The organism is Pseudomonas sp. DWP2-2 (genome assembly GCF_049897065.1).
Taxonomy (GTDB): domain Bacteria; phylum Pseudomonadota; class Gammaproteobacteria; order Pseudomonadales; family Pseudomonadaceae; genus Aquipseudomonas; species Aquipseudomonas paracarnis.
The window spans coordinates 132,174-151,902 of sequence record NZ_JAFCVN010000007.1; the positions used below are offsets into that span (position 1 = coordinate 132,174).

21 protein-coding genes are annotated in these 19,729 nt (G+C 59.9%); 18 read left to right on the forward strand and 3 right to left on the reverse strand.

All coding sequences use genetic code 11. The features are described 5' to 3' along the window. Nucleotides 1-96 precede the first annotated feature (96 nt). The gene (locus ACP7CZ_RS17315) at nt 97-981 is read left to right on the forward strand and encodes a DMT family transporter (protein ID WP_054897844.1); all 885 of its coding nucleotides are present in this window, start codon (nt 97-99) and stop codon (nt 979-981) included. 130 nt (nt 982-1,111) lie between these two features. Here the strand turns inward: ACP7CZ_RS17315 and ACP7CZ_RS17320 are convergent, their stop codons facing one another. Both ACP7CZ_RS17320 and ACP7CZ_RS17325 read right to left on the reverse strand, forming a co-directional pair. Beyond that, complete coding sequence (locus ACP7CZ_RS17320; protein ID WP_054921759.1) at nt 1,112-1,972, reverse strand: DMT family transporter; 861 nt, start codon at nt 1,970-1,972, stop codon at nt 1,112-1,114. Nucleotides 1,973-2,068: 96 nt separating this feature from the next. Further along, nucleotides 2,069-2,233, reverse strand: coding sequence for a hypothetical protein (locus tag ACP7CZ_RS17325; protein ID WP_158688696.1), 165 nt, complete (start codon nt 2,231-2,233; stop codon nt 2,069-2,071). A gap of 160 nt (nt 2,234-2,393) precedes the next feature. On the opposite strand from ACP7CZ_RS17325, the gene ACP7CZ_RS17330 reads away from it, so the two are divergent. The 4 genes from ACP7CZ_RS17330 to ACP7CZ_RS17345 all read left to right on the forward strand — a co-directional run bounded on the left by ACP7CZ_RS17330 (nt 2,394) and on the right by ACP7CZ_RS17345 (nt 6,511). Next, nucleotides 2,394-3,185, forward strand: coding sequence for a CPBP family intramembrane glutamic endopeptidase (locus ACP7CZ_RS17330; RefSeq protein ID WP_054921757.1), 792 nt, complete (start codon nt 2,394-2,396; stop codon nt 3,183-3,185). A gap of 216 nt (nt 3,186-3,401) precedes the next feature. After that, the gene (locus ACP7CZ_RS17335) at nt 3,402-4,967 is read left to right on the forward strand and encodes a methyl-accepting chemotaxis protein (protein WP_034128405.1); all 1,566 of its coding nucleotides are present in this window, start codon (nt 3,402-3,404) and stop codon (nt 4,965-4,967) included. 163 nt (nt 4,968-5,130) lie between these two features. After that, nucleotides 5,131-5,979 (forward strand): hypothetical protein, encoded by an 849-nt coding sequence (locus ACP7CZ_RS17340; protein WP_294165222.1) that lies wholly within the window; start codon nt 5,131-5,133, stop codon nt 5,977-5,979. 85 nt (nt 5,980-6,064) lie between these two features. Continuing rightward, entirely contained in the window at nt 6,065-6,511 is a 447-nt protein-coding gene (locus ACP7CZ_RS17345; protein ID WP_181124897.1) for a hypothetical protein, read from the forward strand. 43 nt (nt 6,512-6,554) lie between these two features. Here ACP7CZ_RS17345 and ACP7CZ_RS17350 read toward each other — a convergent pair whose 3' ends face one another. Next, complete coding sequence (locus tag ACP7CZ_RS17350) at nt 6,555-7,241, reverse strand: alpha/beta family hydrolase (RefSeq protein ID WP_072447440.1); 687 nt, start codon at nt 7,239-7,241, stop codon at nt 6,555-6,557. Between the two features lie 79 nt (nt 7,242-7,320). Here ACP7CZ_RS17350 and ccoN (ACP7CZ_RS17355) point away from each other — a divergent pair, with 79 nt between their 5' ends. From ccoN (ACP7CZ_RS17355) to ACP7CZ_RS17415, 13 genes are all read left to right on the forward strand, one after another. Further along, nucleotides 7,321-8,745: a cytochrome-c oxidase, cbb3-type subunit I gene (ccoN, locus tag ACP7CZ_RS17355; RefSeq protein WP_034128402.1), complete on the forward strand. Its 1,425-nt coding sequence runs from the start codon at nt 7,321-7,323 to the stop codon at nt 8,743-8,745. Nucleotides 8,746-8,755: 10 nt separating this feature from the next. Then, complete coding sequence (gene ccoO, locus ACP7CZ_RS17360; protein ID WP_003193159.1) at nt 8,756-9,364, forward strand: cytochrome-c oxidase, cbb3-type subunit II; 609 nt, start codon at nt 8,756-8,758, stop codon at nt 9,362-9,364. A 3-nt stretch (nt 9,365-9,367) separates the two neighbouring features. Beyond that, complete coding sequence (locus ACP7CZ_RS17365) at nt 9,368-9,568, forward strand: cbb3-type cytochrome oxidase subunit 3 (protein WP_003193161.1); 201 nt, start codon at nt 9,368-9,370, stop codon at nt 9,566-9,568. After that, nucleotides 9,565-10,512 carry a cytochrome-c oxidase, cbb3-type subunit III gene (ccoP, locus tag ACP7CZ_RS17370; RefSeq protein WP_294165210.1) on the forward strand — a complete coding sequence of 316 codons (948 nt, stop codon included), beginning with the start codon at nt 9,565-9,567 and terminating at the stop codon, nt 10,510-10,512. The genes ACP7CZ_RS17365 and ccoP (ACP7CZ_RS17370) overlap by 4 nt, the downstream gene beginning before the upstream one ends. Nucleotides 10,513-10,929: 417 nt before the next feature. Beyond that, nucleotides 10,930-12,372, forward strand: coding sequence for a cytochrome-c oxidase, cbb3-type subunit I (ccoN, locus tag ACP7CZ_RS17375; protein WP_014719443.1), 1,443 nt, complete (start codon nt 10,930-10,932; stop codon nt 12,370-12,372). Beyond that, complete coding sequence (gene ccoO / locus ACP7CZ_RS17380) at nt 12,372-12,980, forward strand: cytochrome-c oxidase, cbb3-type subunit II (protein WP_003193167.1); 609 nt, start codon at nt 12,372-12,374, stop codon at nt 12,978-12,980. The genes ccoN (ACP7CZ_RS17375) and ccoO (ACP7CZ_RS17380) overlap by 1 nt, the downstream gene beginning before the upstream one ends. Before the next feature lie 5 nt (nt 12,981-12,985). Further along, entirely contained in the window at nt 12,986-13,171 is a 186-nt protein-coding gene (locus tag ACP7CZ_RS17385) for a CcoQ/FixQ family Cbb3-type cytochrome c oxidase assembly chaperone (protein ID WP_003193169.1), read from the forward strand. After that, a complete protein-coding gene (gene ccoP, locus ACP7CZ_RS17390; protein WP_014719444.1) occupies nt 13,168-14,145 on the forward strand; it encodes a cytochrome-c oxidase, cbb3-type subunit III in 978 nt (325 codons plus the stop codon). Before ACP7CZ_RS17385 ends, ccoP (ACP7CZ_RS17390) begins: the two co-directional genes overlap by 4 nt. Before the next feature lie 169 nt (nt 14,146-14,314). Continuing rightward, nucleotides 14,315-14,569 (forward strand): type II toxin-antitoxin system Phd/YefM family antitoxin, encoded by a 255-nt coding sequence (locus ACP7CZ_RS17395; protein ID WP_034128400.1) that lies wholly within the window; start codon nt 14,315-14,317, stop codon nt 14,567-14,569. Then, the gene (locus ACP7CZ_RS17400) at nt 14,569-14,979 is read left to right on the forward strand and encodes a type II toxin-antitoxin system VapC family toxin (protein WP_057976224.1); all 411 of its coding nucleotides are present in this window, start codon (nt 14,569-14,571) and stop codon (nt 14,977-14,979) included. Before ACP7CZ_RS17395 ends, ACP7CZ_RS17400 begins: the two co-directional genes overlap by 1 nt. A gap of 207 nt (nt 14,980-15,186) precedes the next feature. After that, nucleotides 15,187-16,590: a cytochrome c oxidase accessory protein CcoG gene (gene ccoG, locus ACP7CZ_RS17405; RefSeq protein WP_057976226.1), complete on the forward strand. Its 1,404-nt coding sequence runs from the start codon at nt 15,187-15,189 to the stop codon at nt 16,588-16,590. A 14-nt stretch (nt 16,591-16,604) separates the two neighbouring features. Beyond that, on the forward strand, nt 16,605-17,144 hold the full coding sequence (locus ACP7CZ_RS17410; RefSeq protein WP_014719446.1) for a FixH family protein: 540 nt from the start codon (nt 16,605-16,607) through the stop codon (nt 17,142-17,144). A 125-nt stretch (nt 17,145-17,269) separates the two neighbouring features. Then, complete coding sequence (locus ACP7CZ_RS17415) at nt 17,270-19,720, forward strand: heavy metal translocating P-type ATPase (protein ID WP_198791450.1); 2,451 nt, start codon at nt 17,270-17,272, stop codon at nt 19,718-19,720. Nucleotides 19,721-19,729: the final 9 nt, after the last annotated feature.

Sequence of the window (19,729 nt, forward strand, 5' to 3'; positions counted from 1 at the left end):
ATGATTTTGCACGGGGGCAAACTGACTGCAATTAGCCATTGTGCCGACCTGCCCGCTGGGCAACACTTCTGCGCCCGATTGGCATAGGAGTTTTCCGTGAGACCTGTTGACACCCTGTATCTGCTGGGGCTGGCTGCCATCTGGGGCGCGAGTTTCCTGTTTATGCGCATCATCGCGCCGGAAATCGGCACGGTGCCCACCGCGTTTTTCCGCGTGTCGATTGCCGCCGCGGGCCTATTGGTGATCCTGGCGATGCTGCGCGTGAGCTGGGATTTCCAGGGCAAGTTCAAGACGGTCCTGCTGCTGGGCGTGATCAACTCGGGGATTCCCGCGACGATGTACTCGGTGGCGGCGCAGGTACTGCCGGCGGGTTATTCGGCGATTTTCAACGCCACTACACCGCTGATGGGTGTGCTGATCGGCGGGTTGTTTTTCAGCGAACGCCTGACGCCGGCAAAAATAGCGGGTGTGGCCTTGGGTCTGCTTGGTGTTGCCGTGCTCACCCGCGCAGGGCCGGTGGCATTTGATCTGGAACTGTTAATAGGCGCATTAGCATGCCTGCTGGCGACCACCTGCTATGGCTTCGCCGGTTTCCTGGCGCGACGCTGGCTGGATCAGCGCGGCGGGTTGGACAGTCGTCTCTCTGCCTTGGGCAGTATGCTGGGTGCTACGTTGTTTTTGCTGCCGTTCTTCGCCTTCAGCGCCATCACCCAGCCACCGGCGAGTTGGGGCGGCTGGCAGGTGTGGGTGTCGCTGCTCGGATTGGGGCTGGTATGTACGGCGTTCGCCTACATCCTGTACTTCCGCCTGCTGTCATCCATCGGCCCGGTCAAGTCAATGACCGTGACCTTCATGATTCCGCCGTTCGGCGTGTTGTGGGGGGCGTTGTTGTTGGATGAACCGCTGTCCATGGCTCATCTGTATGGTGGTGTATTGATTGCCGGGGCGTTGTGGTTGGTGTTGCGCCCGCAAAAACTGTAGGAGCGCCCCTGTGGCGAGGGAGCTTGCTCCCGCTCGACTGCGTAGCAGTCGCAAGCTCCAGGGGGCGCTTCGCACCCCAGCGCAAGCAAGCTTGCTCGCCACCGCTAGCTCGCTCCTACAGGGGTGGTTTCTAGCTCTTACGGAACACGAAGACCAAGCCGACGATGATCAACGCCATTCCCAGCACGCTCAACAGCGCCAGGCGGTTACCGAAGATCAGGTAGTCCATCACCGCGGTCACCGCCGGCACCAGATAGAACAAACTGGTGACATTCACCAGGTTGCCGCGGGCAATCAGCCGATACAGCAACAGCGTCGCCAGCACCGACACCACCAAGCCCATCCACAGCACCGGCAGGTAAAAGCCTGCACTGTGCTCGAAGTGGAACGGCTGGAACGGCACGAACACTCCGCACAGCAACAGCCCGGCCAAGTATTGCAGTGGCAGCGTGCCCAAAGGATTGTCGGTGATGCGCTTTTGCATGATCGAGCCAAACGTCATGCTCGCCAGCGCCAGCAGCCCGAACAGCATCCCCGCCAGGGACATGCCCGCCAACCCGATGCCCTGGTACACCACCATGATCAAGCCAGCCAACCCCAACCCCAGGCCGAACAGCCGGCGCCAGGAGCGTTGGCGCTCCATCAGTACCACGGTGAGGATCGGCTGCACACCCATGATGGTCGCCATCACCCCAGGGGTGACGTTGAGGTCCAGGGCCAGCAGATAGAAAATCTGATAGGCCCCCAGCAAGACCAGGCCCGTCGCCGCCGCATACAGCAGCGGCTTGCCGGGACGTGGCAGCTTCAACTTGAGGAGCGGGACCAGCACTACCAACCCCATCAGGGCAATGGCAAACCGGATCAACAGAAAGGCAAAGGGCGACGCATGGGCCAGGCCCAACTTGGAGAAGATCGCCCCGCTGCTCCACAGCAAGACAAACACGCTCGTCGAGGCCGCCGCGGCCACGGATTGTTTCGAAAGCACAGACATGGTTACCACCTGTTATCAGGCAAAAAAGCCGACTCAGTAAAAAACTGAATTTCAGTAGGTTTTTTCAGGCAGGCACGGGCAACAGCGAATCGCTGATCAGCCCGAAATGCCAACACCCGGCGGTGATACGACTGCGTACACCGGCGTGCTACTGACAGGTGGGGGGTAATGACTGATCTGCGCAGGCTGCTTGCCACGGCACGGCACGACCACGGCGTTGACCGCTGAATCGACTACCGCTATGCGCTGGGAAGCTGGCATGTGCTGATCTTTTTGAAGGGATATAAAGACGCGACGACTATAACCAGCCGCAAACATACTTTGCAATCCTTTCCCCCTTGCCTTGTACATGGAGGCGTTTTCATGCCCTGGAACCTGGCCACTCGCTATAATGCCGCCCGGATTTTTCGAAGGATTTCACATGATTGCTTTGCCCTGGCTGTACCTCACCCTACTTTCCATTGGCTATGTCGTGGCTTTGATCTACGGCCAACTGGGCGTACTGGCGGCGGTCTCCATCGCACTGCTGCTGGTGGCCGGGTACGCCGTGCGCCAGCAACGCAACCCTTGGGCACGCTACTTGGGCCAAGGCTTGTTTATCGTACTGGCCCTGGGCCTGGTGATGCACTGGCTGCCGGGTTTCTATAACGGCCGCGGTATTGCGCCCCAGCGTTTAACTCCGGACTCAGTGCCCTTCTCGATGTACCTGAACCAGGACAAGCCCCTGATAGGCTTCTGGCTGTTGCTGGCCTGCCCGTGGATTGTGGCGCGACGCTCATTGCGCCTGTCGATCTGCGTCACCGCCCTGGCACTGACCCTGACCGCCATCGTCGCACTGGGTGGTGCCGCACTGATGGGAATGATCAGTTGGGCGCCGAAATGGCCGGACCAGGCATGGCTGTGGGTACTCAATAACCTGCTGCTGGTGACGCTGGTGGAAGAAGCGCTGTTTCGTGGCTATGTTCAGGGCGGCCTGAGCCAACGTTTCAAACACTTGCCCTACGGCGAGAACCTTGCGCTGCTGCTGGCTTCGCTGTTATTCGGCCTGATGCATTTCGGTGCGGGTTGGCAATGGGTGACGCTGGCCAGTATTGCCGGGGTCGGTTACGGCCTGGCGTATCGCTTTGGCGGGCTCGGCGCAGCGATTGCCACGCATTTTGGCTTGAATCTGCTGCACTTCGGCTTGTTCACCTACCCAATGCTGGCCAGCTAAGCCTGCCCGACTGTAAGAACGAGCTGTTGTGGCGACGGAGCTTGCTCCCGCTCCGGTGCGTAGCGCCCGCAAGTTGTTTGGGGCCGCTTCGCAGCCCAGCGGGAGCAAGCTCCCTCGCCACAGTCGGCACTCTGCTCCCAGGATTGTTGCAAAAATAAGTTAAATAAATGCCCAGCATGGCCGATAACCCCTGAAAGCCTTGCGGATTGAACAATCATGCGTAATAACCAACCCGTTACCCAGCGCGAACGTACCTTCCCTGCTCAGCAACGGTTGATCTCCACCACAGATGCCAAGGGTGTCATTACCTACTGCAACGACGCGTTTGTCGAAATCAGTGGGTTCACCCGCGACGAACTGGTCCGTGCTCCGCACAACCTGGTGCGTCACCCGGATGTGCCCTCGGCGGTGTTCGCACACATGTGGTCCACGCTCAAACAAGGCTTGCCATGGATGGGCATTGTCAAGAATCGCTGCAAGACCGGTGACCACTACTGGGTTAACGCCTATGTAACACCGGTGTTCGACGGTAACCAGGTGATCGGCTACGAATCGGTGCGTATCAAGCCCACCGCCGAGCAGATCCGCCGGGCCGAGGCGCTCTATCAACGCATCAACCAGGGCAAGTCGGCGATTCCCCAGCGCGACAAATGGCTGCCGGTGCTGCAGGACTGGCTGCCGTTTATCCTGGTCAGCCAACTGAGCTTCATGATCGGCGCCACCCTCACCTCCCAGTGGGGCTTTGCCTTGGCGGCAGCGTTGTCCGTGCCGTTGGGCCTGCTGGGGCTGAGCTGGCAACAGCGCGGCCTCAAGCGCTTGCTGCGCCTGGCCGAGCAGACCACGTCCGACCCGCTGATTGCGCAGATGTACACCGACAGCCGTGGCGCCCAGGCCCGACTGGAAATGTCGATTCTCAGCCAGGAAGCGCGTCTGAAGACCTGCCTGACCCGCTTGCAGGACACTGCCGAGCACCTCAACGATCAGGCGGCACAGTCCAACACCCTGGCGCACAGCAGCTCCAGCGGCCTGGAACGTCAGCGTGTGGAAACCGAACAGGTGGCCACCGCCGTCAACCAGATGGCTGCAACCACCCAGGAAGTCGCCAGCCACGTGCAGCGCACCGCCGACGCCACCCAGGAAGCCAACCGCCTGACCGGTCGCGGCCGCGATATCGCCGGGGAAACCCGCGAGGCGATTCAGCGGCTTTCGGCCGCCGTTGGCGAGACCGGCGTGACCGTCACTCAACTGGCCAAGGACAGCGATGAAATTGGCGGCGTTGTCGATGTAATCAAGGGCATCGCCGACCAGACCAACTTGCTGGCACTCAACGCCGCTATCGAAGCCGCGCGTGCCGGTGAGATGGGCCGTGGTTTTGCGGTGGTCGCCGATGAAGTGCGCCAACTGGCGCAGCGTACGGCCGAATCCACCGGGCAGATCCATGCCCTGATCGCCAAGCTGCAACACACGGCGGCCGCGGCCGTGCAAACCATGGACGCCGGGCACCGCCAGGCCGAAGAAGGTGTGGCGCGGGTGATGGAAGCGGACCAGGCATTGGTGGGTATCAGCGAGGCGGTGGCCAATATCACCGACATGACCACCCAGATTGCCGCGGCCACCGAGGAGCAAAGCGCCGTGGCCGAGGAGATCAGCCGTAACATCAGCACTATTGCGCTGTTGGCAGACCAGACCTCAGAGCAGGCGATGAACTCGGCGCAGTTGAGTGAAGAACTGACTCATACGGCGAATACTCAGTACTCGCTGGTGGAGCGTTTTAACCGGTAGAACTTCAAGGGCTCACTTTCTCCAACAAGTGAGCCCCTTGCAGATGGCTATCACTCATCATCTTTTTATCACCAAGCATTCTATAAAACTGTCAATTCTCACAGTTAACCTTTGAACGCCTCCCTCCTTATAGTGTGAACCTGTCAAACAGGAGCACACCGCCATGTCCCGACCTGCCGATTCAAATAGCGCCCTGCATCCCTTCCCAAAAACCATGGGGCGTGTGCAATGGACTGAAAAATCATCGAACAACGAAAGAACATTGGAAGGCTGGGCTCTCCCACTGCACCTATCCGAATACAATAATCAGTATTGGGTCAAGTTGACGCTCCAGTCCCCAGACACTCAACAATCACTGTTACTGAAAATACCTTGCGACTCCATAAGTACATCACCTAACAAATCAATCAAGCAAAACCCGGAAGCCTTCACCCACCTGTACATTCAAGGTGCAAACAATAACGCACCTGAAACGGAAGAACGTATTAAACCTGTCGGCGACATTGAAGTAACCGTTGACGAAAGCACAGGGAACACAACGCTGAATTTCGAAGGTTCTTTCACTGACACAGCGTCGGAATTACGCGAAATAAAATGCTGCTGTGAGTGGCCTGGAACTACCCTTGCCTCACAACATTCGATCTTTAAGTGGACAGAAGGACAAACTCAATACAAAACGGAGGGCTGGCTGGCCTACTCCAGTTCAAGCAAGGCATGGTATCTGACCAGCGAGGAGGGAGAATGGGGTACGCCTCAATACCGTGAGTGGGCTATTTTTATTTACTGCGACGATGAAAATGAACAGATCATCGATGAAACATTTAAAAACGGTGATGAGAAATCGAATTTTTACTATGCTCCCTTCGGCGGTGGCACCTATGAAGACGAATACAATGTAACGCTTACACTGACTCAGCAGCCGTTGCGCTGCGAAGCCACCTTTAAAAATAAAATCCGCGACCGTGTAGACATGACTAACGGCACGTTTCAGCCTATAAAAGACTGCCCCTAGCCACATCGTTTTCACGGATGCTCGTACAGTGAGACCTCAACCCCCTGACAAACTTAAACCCACCCCGATATAAAGGAGCTTTATAATGTCGACCGACCTCTACTCCTTGGAAAATCAAGAAAACTACACGTCTAAAAATACGTTTACGTGGATTAAATGCAACGAAAGTACATCTGCGGAAAAAGTGTATTTTTACCACAACAAAGATAAAACGCAATGGGCTATCGAAGGATTAATAGGATCTTATAAGGATAAGAACCTGCTGGGTTATCATTTCAACATCCCTTATGAAGAAGGCGATATAACTAAAACTTATAACCTCACAAGTGAATTTGTAGCTTACCACTCCACCGACTCTCCAGGTCATGAAACTCAAAGTTACAGAGCTGAGGAGGCCGAAGTAACGATTAGCATCAATACGTTTACCGAAAGAGCAACAGGTTCTTTCAAAGCAACCTTTAGAGAACAGTCGGCCCACATGAATGTTACAGGTGATTTCGAAATGTACTATATTCAAAAAGAATACCTTTAAAAAAACTCATCACCTTTGCAACACCCAACCTCCTCACAAAGCGTCAGGCGAGAAAACCTGACGCTTTGATGGCCGCCGCCTCCAAATGCTGCTCATGACTGAACCCCGACGCCTTCAACGGCTTCAAATCATGATCCCCCGCCACCAGCCACATCACCTCAATGCTCGGCGATAACGCATACCCCTCCACCGCCGCTCGATTGCCCAAGGCATCACGCTCGCCCTGCACTATCAGCGTCGGCGTCGCAAGCGCAGCCAGATGCTCCACCCGAGGCTTTTGCGGCTTGCCCACCGCATAAAACGGATAGCCCAGGCACACCAACCCATCTGCGCCCAGCTCATCGGCCAACAAACTGGCCATGCGCCCGCCCATGGACTTGCCGCCAATCGCCAGTTTCCCAGCGACATGACGTCGCACCTGGGCATACACCTCACGCCACGCCTCCAGCAGTTTCGGTGCCGGATTCGGCGGGCGTTTGCCCCCGTCCAAGCGGCGCTGGGCCATGTACGGGAACTCGAAGCGCAACACGTTCACACCATGCCCGGCAAGGCGTGCAGCCATGTCGTTCATGAACGCCGAGTCCATCGGTGCACCGGCGCCATGGGCCAGAATCAGCGTGACCGGCTCGCCCGAACGCTTGCCCGTGGCGACATCCCACAACCAGCCATGTTCCCGTACACACTGCGCCCATTGATCCCCGTCAATACTGGCCTTGTGCTCTTTGCCCATGCTTGCCTCGCTTTTTAGTCTGCCTATAACTCCAGCCCAAGTGCCGCACTTGCTTGGGTTGAACCGTGGATGGGGAACCATGAACACTACTTTAAGTACCGCCTATAACTACAAGGTGGTCCGCCAATTCGCCATTATGACGGTGGTGTGGGGCATCGTCGGCATGGGGCTCGGGGTTTTTCTCGCCGCCCAATTGGTTTGGCCTGCGCTCAACTTCGATTTGCCCTGGACCAGCTTCGGCCGTCTGCGCCCATTGCACACCAATGCGGTGATCTTCGCGTTCGGTGGCTGTGCGCTGTTCGCCAGCTCCTTTTACTCGGTGCAACGCACCTGCCAGACGCAGCTGTTCGCGCCGAAAGTCGCCGCGTTCTGCTTCTGGGGCTGGCAGCTTGTGATCCTGCTGGCCGCCATCAGCCTGCCACTGGGCTACACCAGCTCAAAGGAATACGCCGAGCTGGAATGGCCCATCGACATCCTGATCACCATCGTCTGGGTCGCCTACGCCATCGTGTTCTTCGGCACGATCATGAAACGCAAGACCAAGCACATCTATGTGGGTAACTGGTTCTTCGGCGCGTTCATCATCACCGTGGCCATTTTGCATATCGTCAATAACCTGGAAATCCCGGTCAGCCTGACCAAGTCCTACTCGCTGTACGGCGGTGCGACCGATGCCATGGTGCAGTGGTGGTATGGGCACAACGCGGTAGGCTTTTTCCTGACTGCGGGCTTCCTCGGCATGATGTACTACTTCGTGCCCAAACAGGCCGAGCGCCCGGTGTATTCCTATCGTTTGTCGATCGTGCACTTCTGGGCGTTGATCACCCTGTACATTTGGGCCGGTCCTCACCACTTGCACTACACCGCCTTGCCGGACTGGGCGCAGTCCCTGGGCATGGTGATGTCACTGGTGCTGCTGGCGCCAAGCTGGGGCGGCATGATCAACGGCATGATGACCCTCTCGGGTGCCTGGCATAAGTTGCGCAGCGACCCGATCCTGCGCTTCCTCGTCGTCTCCCTGGCCTTCTACGGCATGTCGACCTTCGAAGGCCCGATGATGGCGATCAAGACCGTCAACGCCCTCTCCCACTACACCGACTGGACCATCGGCCACGTACACGCCGGGGCGCTGGGCTGGGTGGCGATGATCTCCATCGGCGCGCTGTATCACATGATCCCGAAAGTCTTCGGTCGCGAGCAGATGTACAGCCTCGGCCTGATCAACGCGCATTTCTGGCTGGCCACCATCGGCACCGTGCTCTACATCGCCTCGATGTGGGTCAACGGCATCGCCCAGGGCCTGATGTGGCGTGCGGTCAACGAAGACGGCACCCTTACCTACTCCTTCGTCGAAACCCTGGTGGCCAGCCACCCAGGCTTCATCGTGCGTCTGGTGGGCGGTGCGATCTTCCTCAGCGGCATGTTCCTGATGGCTTACAACACATGGCGCACCGTGCGTTCGGCGCAACCTGCCGAAGTCACCGCTGCCGCGCAGATGGCCTGAGGAGTCGATGATGAAACACGAAACGATTGAAAAGAACGTCGGCCTGTTGATGCTGCTGATGGTGCTCGCCGTGAGCATCGGTGGCCTGACCCAGATCGTCCCGCTGTTCTTCCAGGACGTGACCAACAAACCGGTCGAAGGCATGAAGCCCTACACCGCGCTGCAACTGGAAGGCCGCGACATCTACATCCGCGAAGGCTGCGTGCAGTGCCACTCGCAGATGATCCGCCCGTTCCGCGCCGAGACCGAGCGCTACGGCCACTACTCGGTGGCTGGCGAAAGCGTGTGGGACCACCCGTTCTTGTGGGGCTCCAAGCGTACCGGGCCGGACCTGGCCCGCGTCGGCGCGCGCTACTCGGACGACTGGCACCGCGCGCACTTGTACAACCCGCGCAACGTGGTGCCGGAGTCGAAAATGCCGGCCTACCCCTGGCTGGTCACCGCCGCCGTCGACAGCAGCCACACCGAGACCAAGTTGAAAGTGATGCGCACCCTCGGCGTGCCGTACACCGACGACGACATCAATGGCGCCGTCGCCAGCCTCAAGGGCAAGACCGAGATGGACGCGCTGGTTTCCTACCTGCAAGTGCTCGGCACTGCCATCAAGAGCAAGAGGTGAGCCATGGGATTTGAATTCGATGCGGGCACCATCCGCGGCCTTGGCACGCTGGTGGTCGCCATCGCCTTTATCGGCCTGTCGCTGTGGGTGTTCAACAACCGCCGCAACGCGGAATTCGAGCAGGCCCGCCTGCTGCCGTTTGCCGATGAACCTTCCCCACCCGACGCTCAAGCAGAGCCAGCCACAAGGAGCACTCGGCCATGACTACGTTTTGGAGTACATGGATCTGCGTATTGACCCTGGGCAGCCTGATCGGCCTGACCTGGCTGTTGGTCGGCACCCGCAAGGGCGAAACCAAGGGCAGCGTCGACCAGACCATGGGCCACGCCTTCGACGGTATCGAGGAATACGACAACCCGCTGCCCCAGTGGTGGTTTATGTTGTTCGCCGGCACCCTGGTATTTGCCGTCGGCTACCTGATCCTCTACCCGGGCCTGGGCAACTGGAAAGGCGTACTGCCGGGCTATGAAGACGGCTGGACCCAGACCAAGGAATGGGACAAGGAAATGGCCAAGGCCGACGCCAGGTTCGGGCCGATCTTCGCCAAGTTCGCGGCCATGCCGGTGGAAGAAGTCGCCAAGGACCCGCAAGCGTTGAAGATGGGCGGTCGCCTGTTTGCCTCCAACTGTGCGGTGTGCCACGGCTCGGACGCCAAGGGCGCCTATGGCTTCCCCAACCTGGCCGACAACAACTGGCGCTGGGGCGGTTCGGCCGAGGCCATCAAGGCCACCATCCTGAACGGTCGCCACGCGGCGATGCCGGCCTGGGGTGAAGTGCTGGGCGAGGACGGGGTGAAGAACGTCGCCGCCTACGTGCGTCACGACCTGGCCAAGCTGCCGTTGCCCGCCGACAACACCGCCGACCTGGCCGCCGGGCAAGCCGCCTTCAGCACCACTTGCGTGGCGTGTCATGGTCCGCAAGGTCACGGCGTGGAAGCCATGGGTGCGCCCAACCTGACCGAGCCTGCCGGCTTTATCTACGGCACCAGCCTGGCGCAGTTGCAGCAGACCATCCGCCATGGTCGCCAGGGCCAGATGCCGGCTCAGGACGTGCTGCAAGGCAATGACAAGGTGCACTTGCTGGCGGCGTACGTGTACAGCCTGTCCCATAACGCTGATGACGCAACGCCAGACAGCCAACCGCAGTAAAAGCTCTACCTGTGGCGAGGGAGCTTGCTCCCGCTGGAGTGCGAAGCGCTCCCACGATTTTGGGGCCGTTGCGCAGCCCAACGGGAGCAAGCTCCCTCGCCACAGACATAAGTCGCGACCAAGTGTCGCACCCCTTCCAAACCCAACTTTCCCCTCCTCCTATTCGGGTCTACGCTTGTTCCCACAGTGGAGCAATTCTGGCGTAGACGACGGTATCCGTTGCGCCCCCTGAAATTCCTGTCCACTTGATCAGCTTTCTATTTCGGTCTTTATCCTTACACCAAACATGGAAAGGGCGCAGAATCTGGCGTGGAACGCATTGATACAGGTCAGCCATTGCGTTGCAATGGCCCCTCGGTTTCTACATACTTGCGGCCGATTTTACCTATAAAAAAACCTAAACCGTGGAACCTTAGAATGAGCACAGCAATCAGTCCGACTGCTTATAACTATAAGGTAGTCCGCCAGTTCGCCATCATGACGGTGGTCTGGGGGATCCTTGGCATGGGGCTCGGGGTGTTCATCGCCTCGCAACTGGTTTGGCCGCAATTGAATTTCGACCTGCCCTGGACGACTTTCGGCCGCCTGCGCCCACTGCACACCAACCTGGTGATCTTCGCCTTCGGCGGATGTGCACTGTTTGCCACCTCCTACTATGTCGTGCAGCGCACCTGCCAGACGCGACTGATTTCCGATGGTCTGGCCGCCTTCACCTTCTGGGGCTGGCAGGCGGTCATCGTCGGCGCCATCATCAGCCTGCCCCTGGGCTACACCACTACCAAGGAATACGCCGAGCTGGAATGGCCGATCGCCATTTTGCTTGCCATCGTGTGGGTGACCTACGGCCTGGTGTTCTTCGGCACCATCGTCAAGCGCAAGACCAAGCACATCTACGTGGGCAACTGGTTCTACGGGGCCTTTATCGTGGTCACGGCGATGCTGCACATCGTCAACCACGCCTCCCTGCCGGTGAACCTGTTCAAGTCCTATTCGGCCTATTCCGGCGCAACGGACGCGATGATCCAGTGGTGGTACGGCCACAACGCCGTAGGCTTCTTCCTCACCACCGGTTTCCTGGGGATGATGTACTACTTCGTGCCCAAGCAGGCCGAGCGTCCGATCTACTCTTATCGCCTGTCCATCGTGCACTTCTGGGCGCTGATCACCCTGTACATCTGGGCCGGCCCTCACCACCTGCACTACACCGCCTTGCCGGATTGGGCACAGTCCCTGGGCATGGCGATGTCGATCATCCTGCTGGCGCCAAGCTGGGGCGGCATGATCAACGGCATGATGACCCTCTCGGGCGCCTGGCATAAGCTGCGCACCGACCCGATCCTGCGGTTTCTGGTGGTGTCCCTGGCGTTCTACGGCATGTCGACCTTTGAAGGTCCGATGATGGCGATCAAGACCGTCAACTCGCTGTCCCACTACACCGACTGGACCATCGGCCACGTACATGCCGGCGCTCTGGGCTGGGTAGCGATGATCTCCATCGGCGCGCTGTACCACATGATCCCCAAACTGTTCGGCCGCGTGCAGATGCACAGCGTCGGGCTGATCAACGCACACTTCTGGCTGGCCACTATCGGCACCGTGCTCTACATCGCCTCGATGTGGGTCAACGGCATCACCCAGGGCCTGATGTGGCGTGCGATCAACGATGACGGCACCCTCACCTATTCCTTCGTCGAAGCGCTGCAAGCCAGCCACCCGGGCTTTATCGTACGTGCCCTGGGCGGTGCGTTCTTTGCCAGTGGCATGCTGTTGATGGCCTACAACGTCTGGCGCACCGTGCGTGCCAGCGACCCTGTAGAAGCCGAAGCCGCCGCCAAGATCGCCGTTGTGGGAGCTCACTGATGAAGCATGAAGTCGTCGAGAAGAACATCGGCCTGCTGGCCTTCTTCATGGTCATCGCCGTGAGCATTGGCGGCCTGACCCAAATCGTCCCACTGTTTTTCCAGGACGTGACCAACAAGCCGGTCGAAGGCATGAAGCCGCGCACCGCCCTTGAACTGGAAGGCCGCGACGTTTACATCGCCAACGGTTGCGTGGGCTGCCACTCGCAGATGATCCGCCCCTTCCGCGCCGAAACCGAACGCTACGGCCACTACTCGGTCGCCGGTGAAAGCGTGTGGGACCACCCGTTCCTGTGGGGTTCCAAGCGCACCGGCCCGGACCTGGCCCGTGTGGGCGGGCGTTACTCCGATGACTGGCAGCGTGCGCACCTGTACAACCCGCGCAACGTCGTGCCTGAGTCGAAAATGCCGGCGTACCCGTTCCTCGTGGAAAACAAGCTCGACGGCAAGGACACCGCGAAGAAGATGGAAGTCTTGCGCACCCTGGGGGTGCCCTACACCGACGAAGACATCGCCGGTGCGGCCGCCGCCGTGAAGGGCAAGACCGAAATGGACGCATTGGTGGCCTACCTGCAAGGCCTTGGCACCATCATCAAAAGCAAACGGTGACCTACATGGATATCGGGATGATTCGTGGCCTGGGCACCGTTGTGGTGATGGTGGCCTTTATCGGCCTGGCGTTGTGGGTGTTCAGCCCACGGCGCAAGTCGGAGTTTGACGACGCGACCATGCTGCCCTTTGCAGATGATCCCGAAGCCATCAAGCACGTCGAGCAAGCTTCTAGGAGTAACAAAGAATGACTACGTTCTGGAGTCTGTACGTCACAGTCCTCAGTCTGGGTACCATCTTCGCCCTGACCTGGCTGCTGCTGTCGACCCGCAAGGGCCAGCGCACCGAGCAGACGGACGAGACCGTCGGCCACTCGTTCGACGGCATCGAGGAGTACGACAACCCGCTGCCCAAGTGGTGGTTCATGCTGTTTGTCGGCACCATCGTCTTCGCCCTTGGTTACCTGGTGCTCTACCCTGGCCTCGGGAACTGGAAGGGCCTGCTGCCAGGCTACAACTACCTCGACAACGACAAGCAAACCCCGTTCGCCAACGGCCAGACCGGCTGGACCGGCGTGCACGAGTGGGAAAAGGAAATGGCCAGGTCGGAGGCCAAGTTCGGGCCGATCTTCGCCAAATTCGCGTCGATGCCGATTGAGGAAGTCGCCAAGGACCCGCAAGCCTTGAAGATGGGTGGCCGCCTGTTCGCCTCCAACTGCTCGGTGTGCCACGGCTCCGACGCCAAGGGCGCCTACGGCTTTCCCAACCTGACCGACGCCGACTGGCGCTGGGGTGGCGAACCCAACACCATCAAGGAAACCATCATGAAGGGCCGCCACGCGGTGATGCCAGGCTGGGCCGAAGTCATCGGCGAGCAAGGCGTGGCTGACGTAGCAGGCTTTGTGGTGACCCAACTCGATGGTCGCAAACTGCCGGAAGGTGCCAAGGCCGATGTGGCCAACGGTGAGAAACTCTTCGCCGCCAACTGCGTGGCCTGCCACGGCCCGGCCGGTAAAGGCACCCCCGCCATGGGCGCGCCGGACCTGACGCATCCGGGGGCGTTCATCTACGGTTCAAGCTTTGCGCAACTGCAGCAGACCATCCGTTATGGCCGCCAGGGCCAGATGCCCGCGCAGGAGCAGTTGCAGGGCAATGACAAGGTGCACTTGCTTGCGGCGTATGTGTATAGCTTGTCGCATGGGGATAAGAAGGCTGAGGAGCAGTAAGACCTCTGAAACAATAATGGAGCCCCGCGCAGCGAATGCTGGCGGGGCTTTTTTGTTTTAGCTGCGAAACTTTCAAAGCCAAATCTACCGTTCGTAGCCTCAACCTTGCCGCGCGCACTCGCCAAGTAGTAACGTAACTACATTCACTCCAGCGAAGGGGACCTACCCCATGACCATCACGACCATTTCCAGCCGCGAATTCAACCAAGACACAAGTGGTGCCAAAAAAGCCGCCCGCAAAGGGCCGGTTTTTATCACTGATCGCGGCAAGCCTGCCCATGTACTGCTAAGCATTGAGGACTACCAGAAGCTGACAGGTCTGAATGCCGACATCGTTGACCTGTTGGTGATGCCGGAAGCGGCCGATATCGACTTCGAAACCGAACGTGCCGTGATCATTCATCGACCCGTGGACTTTTCTTGATGTATTTACTCGACACGAATGTGATCTCTGAACTGCGTAAACCTCAGGCTGATTCAAATGTCGTGGCGTGGGCAAAAAGTGTGGTGGCTCCACGTATGTTTATTTCGGCGATCACGCTGAAGGAATTGGAAACCGGAGTCCTGCGAATTGAGCGGCGAGACCCGGCGCAGGGGAAGGTGCTGAGAGCCTGGCTCAAGCGTCATGTGATGCCCGCCTTTGATGCCAGAATCCTGCCCGTCGATGCAGCGGTCGCGTTGCGTTGCGCACACTTGCATGTACCCGACCGAGCCAACGAAAGTGATTCATTGATTGCCGCAACTGCGCTGGTTCATGGGCTCACCGTCGTCACGCGCAACATCAGCGACTTCCAATCGAGCGGCGTTGCACTGATCAATCCATGGGACGAATGACCGGCTTACCGACAAAAACCGTCCATACTTGCCAAGTCAATTGATCCAGGTCACGTACACCATCAATTGATTTCCCCCAACGCGACCAAAGGTCGCACCCTTTGCGCACCATCGGGGGCGTATCATTAGGCCACTGCAACACCCTTAATTTGACCCCGGCTGGCACGTACTGGCCGAGGCAAATCTCCACCGCCGTGGGATGCAATGATGAGCGACCAGATACCGGTACATGACGTTACCCCGCCTGCCAAGACCGTCGACCTTTACGCTTCGAGAGAGAAGATCTACACCCGCGCCTTCACTGGCTTGTTCCGCAACTTGCGCATGGTCGGCGGTGCCGCTCTGTTCCTGTTGTACTTCGGCACGGTGTGGCTGAATTGGGGCGGTCACCAGGCGGTGTGGTGGAACCTGCCGGAGCGTAAATTCTTTATTTTCGGCGCAACGTTCTGGCCTCAGGATTTCATCCTGCTGTCGGGCATTCTCATTGTCGCGGCCTTTGGCCTGTTCTTTATCACCGTATACGCCGGGCGTGTGTGGTGCGGCTATACCTGCCCACAGAGCGTGTGGACATGGATCTTCATGTGGTGCGAAAAGGTCACCGAAGGCGACCGCAACCAGCGCATCAAGCTCGACAAAGCGCCCATGAGCGCCAACAAATTCCTGCGCAAGTTCAGCAAGCACAGCCTGTGGCTGCTGATCGGCTTTGCCACCGGCATCACCTTCGTCGGCTACTTCTCGCCGATTCGCGAACTGGTGTTCGACTTTTTCACTGGCCAGGCCGATGGCTGGTCGTATTTCTGGGTGGGTTTCTTCACCCTCGCCACCTACGGCAACGCCGGCTGGCTGCGTGAGCAGGTGTGCATCTACATGTGCCCCTATGCGCGCTTCCAGAGCGTGATGTTCGACAAGGACACCTTGATCGTGTCCTATGACCCGCGCCGTGGCGAAGTGCGTGGCCCACGTAAAAAGGGTACCGACTACAAGGCCCAGGGCCTGGGCGACTGCATCGACTGCACGATGTGCGTGCAGGTGTGCCCTACCGGTATCGATATCCGCGACGGGCTGCAAATCGAGTGCATCGGTTGCGCCGCCTGTATCGATGCCTGCGACAACATCATGGACAAGATGGAGTACCCACGCGGCCTGATCAGCTACACCACCGAACACAACCTGTCGGGGCAGAAAACCCATAAGCTGCGCCCGCGCCTGATCGGTTACGCCCTGGTGTTGCTGGCGATGATCAGCCTGTTGGTGTCGGCCTTCTTCATGCGCTCGCTGGTAGGTTTCGACGTCAGCAAAGACCGCGTGCTGTATCGCGAGAACGCCGAAGGGCGCATCGAAAACGTCTACAGCCTGAAGATCATGAACAAAGACCAGCGCGACCACACCTACGTGCTCGACGCCGCTGGCCTGCCAGACCTCAAGCTGCAAGGCCGGCGCGAAATCAAAGTGGCCGCCGGCGATATCGTCAGCATGCCGGTGGAGTTGTCGAGTGCGCCCGAGCAGTTGCCGTCGAGCACCAACGAGGTGACCTTCATCCTCGAAGACGCCGATGACACCAGCGTCCATATTGAAGCCAAGAGCCGATTCATCGGCCCACAAGTCCGTTAACAGGGAACATACGCATGCCCGCAACTACTGCCGCCAGCCCTTGGTACAAGCACCTCTGGCCCTGGATCATCATCGCGATTCTGGCCTGCTCGGTGACCCTGACCTTGTCCATGGTGACCATCGCAGTGAACAACCCGGACAATCTGGTCAACGACAACTACTACGAGGCCGGCAAAGGCATCAACCGTTCCCTGGACCGCGAACGCCTGGCCCAGACCCTGCAACTGCGCGGCAAGCTGCACCTGGACGAACTGACCGGCGAGGTCGAGCTGCAACTGACTGGCTACAGCAATCCAAATACCCTGGAGCTGAACCTGATCTCCCCGACCCAGCCAGAGAAGGATCGCAAGATCAACCTCACCCGCAGCGACAGCGAGCCCGGCCGCTACATCGGCCAGGTCACCGACAAGGTCGAAGGTCGCCGTTTCGTGGAACTGCTTGGCGTGGAAGGCGGCAACACCTGGCGCCTGTTCGAAGAAGAAGAGGTCAGCCATGACAAGGATTTGTTGCTGGGTGACGAACCGTTGCAGGGCGCTGAAGACTTGAAGAAGTAGACGATGATCGTTCCCACGCTCTGCGTGGTAACGCCTTGCTGGACGCTCTGCGTCCGCTTTGTGACGCAGAGCGTCACGGGCAACATTCCCACGCAAAGCGTGGGAACGATCTGCGGAACCGAGTAATGACCCAACCCACCCCCTGCTACCACTGCGCCCTACCCGTCCCCTCCGGAAGCCGGTTCACCGCCCAGATCCTCGGCGAACGCCGCGAACTCTGCTGCCCGGGCTGCCAGGCCGTGGCCGAGGCGATAGTGGCCGGCGGGCTGGAAAGCTATTACCAACACCGCAGCGAAGCCTCGGCCAACCCCGAGGCGCTGCCCGTGCAATTGGTGGACGAGCTGGCGCTGTACGATCGCGCCGATGTGCAAAAACCCTTTGTCCGCCATCAAGGCGACCTGGCCGAAACCACCTTGCTGATGGAAGGCATCAGTTGCGCCGCCTGCGGCTGGTTGATCGAGAAACACCTGCGCAGCCTGCCTGCGGTGGCCGAAGCGCGATTGAACCTGTCCAACCACCGCCTGCACGTGCGCTGGGCCGATGGGCAATTGCCGTTGAGCCAACTGCTCAGCGAGCTGCGCCATATCGGTTACGCCGCCCACCCTTACCAGGCCGACCGCGCCGCCGAACAATTGGCCAGCGAGAATCGCCTGGCCCTGCGACAACTGGGGGTCGCCGGCTTGCTGTGGTTCCAGGCCATGATGGCAACCATGGCCACCTGGCCGGAATTCAATATCGACCTGAGCCCGGAACTGCACGTCATCCTGCGCTGGGTCGCGATGTTTCTGACCACGCCCATCGTGTTCTACAGCTGCGCGCCCTTCTTCAAAGGCGCCCTGCGTGACCTGCGCACGCGCCACCTGACCATGGACGTGTCGGTGTCCCTGGCGATTGGCGGCGCGTACCTGGCCGGCATCTGGACGGCGATCACTGGCGTAGGCGAGTTGTATTTCGATGCCGTGGGCATGTTTGCCCTGTTCCTGCTGGCCGGACGCTACCTTGAGCGCCGCGCCCGGGAGCGTACTGCCGCAGCCACCGCCCAACTGGTCAACCTGTTGCCCGCCTCCTGCCTGCGCCTCAAGGATGATGGCCAGAGCGAACGCATCCTGCTCAGCGAGTTGGCACTGGGTGATCGTGTGCTGGTGCATCCCGGCGCAGTACTGCCGGCGGATGGGGTGATTCTCGACGGCCAATCCAGCATTGATGAATCCCTGCTGACCGGCGAGTACCTGCCGCAACCTCGGCGCACGGGTGACAGCGTCACGGCCGGCACGCTGAATGTCGAAGGCGCGCTGACCGTCCAAGTACGCGCCCTGGGGCATGACACGCGCCTGTCCGCCATCGTGCGCCTGCTGGAGCGCGCCCAGGCCGAGAAGCCGCGCCTGGCGCAGATCGCCGACCGCGCTGCGCAGTGGTTCTTGTTGTGCTCGCTGATCGCCGCCGCACTGATCGGCCTGCTGTGGTGGGAGCTGGACCCCATCCGGGCGTTCTGGATTGTGCTGGCGATGCTGGTGGCGACCTGTCCGTGCGCCCTGTCACTGGCCACGCCCACCGCCCTTACCGCCGCCACCGGTACCTTGCACAGTCTCGGGTTACTGCTGACCCGCGGCCATGTGCTGGAGGGCCTGAACCAGATCGACACGGTGATTTTCGACAAGACCGGCACCCTCACCGAAGGGCGCCTGGCGTTGCGCGCCATCCGGCCCCTCGGCGCGCTGGACAGCGACCAATGCCTGGGCCTTGCCGCCGCCCTGGAGAACCGCTCCGAACACCCGATTGCCCGTGCCTTCGGCCGTGCGCCGCTGGCCGCCGATGAAGTGCTGAGCACGCAAGGCCTGGGCCTGGAGGGTCGTGTGGGAGAATGTCTGTTGCGCATCGGCCAGCCGGGTTTTGTCTGTGAACTCAGTGGCTGCGCGATTCCCGCCTCGCCGGACGAAGCCGGGCAATGGCTGCTGCTGGGCGACCGCAGCGGGGCGCTGGCCTGGTTCGTACTCGACGACCGTCTGCGCAGCGACGCCCCCGCCTTGCTGGCCGCATGCAAGGCGCGGGGCTGGCGCACGCTGTTGCTCTCCGGCGACAGTTCGCCGATGGTAGCCAGTGTCGCCTCTGAGCTGGGTATCGACGAGGCCCACGGCAGCCTGCGCCCTGACGACAAGCTGCAGGTACTGCAAAACCTGCACAAGGAAGGTCGCAAAGTGCTGATGCTGGGCGATGGGGTCAATGATGTGCCGGTGTTGGCTGCTGCCGATATCAGTGTGGCGATGGGCTCGGCCACCGACCTGGCAAAAACCAGCGCCGATGCGGTGCTGTTGTCCAACCGCCTGGATGCGCTGGTGCAGGCCTTCAGCCTCGCGCGGCGCACCCGCCGAGTGATCATCGAGAACCTGTTGTGGGCCGGGTTGTACAATGGCCTTATGCTGCCGTTCGCCGCCCTGGGTTGGATCACTCCGATCTGGGCGGCCATCGGCATGTCCCTCAGTTCGTTGACCGTGGTACTCAACGCGTTGCGCCTGACTCGCCTGCCGAGCGCGCAAGCCCCGGGTACCGCCCCAGCAACCCGCCCGCTGCCGGCCTGAGCCGCGTGG

Coding starts and splice junctions, on each gene's coding strand:
- ACP7CZ_RS17400 (WP_057976224.1), top strand. CDS start 14,569: ATGTATTTACTCGACACGAATGTGATCTCTGAACTGCGTAAACCTCAG.
- ACP7CZ_RS17345 (WP_181124897.1), top strand. CDS start 6,065: ATGTCGACCGACCTCTACTCCTTGGAAAATCAAGAAAACTACACGTCT.
- ACP7CZ_RS17385 (WP_003193169.1), top strand. CDS start 12,986: ATGGATATCGGGATGATTCGTGGCCTGGGCACCGTTGTGGTGATGGTG.
- ccoN (WP_034128402.1), top strand. CDS start 7,321: ATGAACACTACTTTAAGTACCGCCTATAACTACAAGGTGGTCCGCCAA.
- ACP7CZ_RS17415 (WP_198791450.1), top strand. CDS start 17,270: ATGACCCAACCCACCCCCTGCTACCACTGCGCCCTACCCGTCCCCTCC.
- ACP7CZ_RS17365 (WP_003193161.1), top strand. CDS start 9,368: ATGGGATTTGAATTCGATGCGGGCACCATCCGCGGCCTTGGCACGCTG.
- ACP7CZ_RS17350 (WP_072447440.1), bottom strand. CDS start 7,241: ATGGGCAAAGAGCACAAGGCCAGTATTGACGGGGATCAATGGGCGCAG.
- ccoG (WP_057976226.1), top strand. CDS start 15,187: ATGAGCGACCAGATACCGGTACATGACGTTACCCCGCCTGCCAAGACC.
- ACP7CZ_RS17395 (WP_034128400.1), top strand. CDS start 14,315: ATGACCATCACGACCATTTCCAGCCGCGAATTCAACCAAGACACAAGT.
- ccoO (WP_003193159.1), top strand. CDS start 8,756: ATGAAACACGAAACGATTGAAAAGAACGTCGGCCTGTTGATGCTGCTG.
- ccoN (WP_014719443.1), top strand. CDS start 10,930: ATGAGCACAGCAATCAGTCCGACTGCTTATAACTATAAGGTAGTCCGC.
- ACP7CZ_RS17325 (WP_158688696.1), bottom strand. CDS start 2,233: ATGCCAGCTTCCCAGCGCATAGCGGTAGTCGATTCAGCGGTCAACGCC.
- ACP7CZ_RS17335 (WP_034128405.1), top strand. CDS start 3,402: ATGCGTAATAACCAACCCGTTACCCAGCGCGAACGTACCTTCCCTGCT.
- ACP7CZ_RS17340 (WP_294165222.1), top strand. CDS start 5,131: ATGTCCCGACCTGCCGATTCAAATAGCGCCCTGCATCCCTTCCCAAAA.
- ccoO (WP_003193167.1), top strand. CDS start 12,372: ATGAAGCATGAAGTCGTCGAGAAGAACATCGGCCTGCTGGCCTTCTTC.
- ccoP (WP_014719444.1), top strand. CDS start 13,168: ATGACTACGTTCTGGAGTCTGTACGTCACAGTCCTCAGTCTGGGTACC.
- ACP7CZ_RS17330 (WP_054921757.1), top strand. CDS start 2,394: ATGATTGCTTTGCCCTGGCTGTACCTCACCCTACTTTCCATTGGCTAT.
- ACP7CZ_RS17320 (WP_054921759.1), bottom strand. CDS start 1,972: ATGTCTGTGCTTTCGAAACAATCCGTGGCCGCGGCGGCCTCGACGAGC.
- ccoP (WP_294165210.1), top strand. CDS start 9,565: ATGACTACGTTTTGGAGTACATGGATCTGCGTATTGACCCTGGGCAGC.
- ACP7CZ_RS17410 (WP_014719446.1), top strand. CDS start 16,605: ATGCCCGCAACTACTGCCGCCAGCCCTTGGTACAAGCACCTCTGGCCC.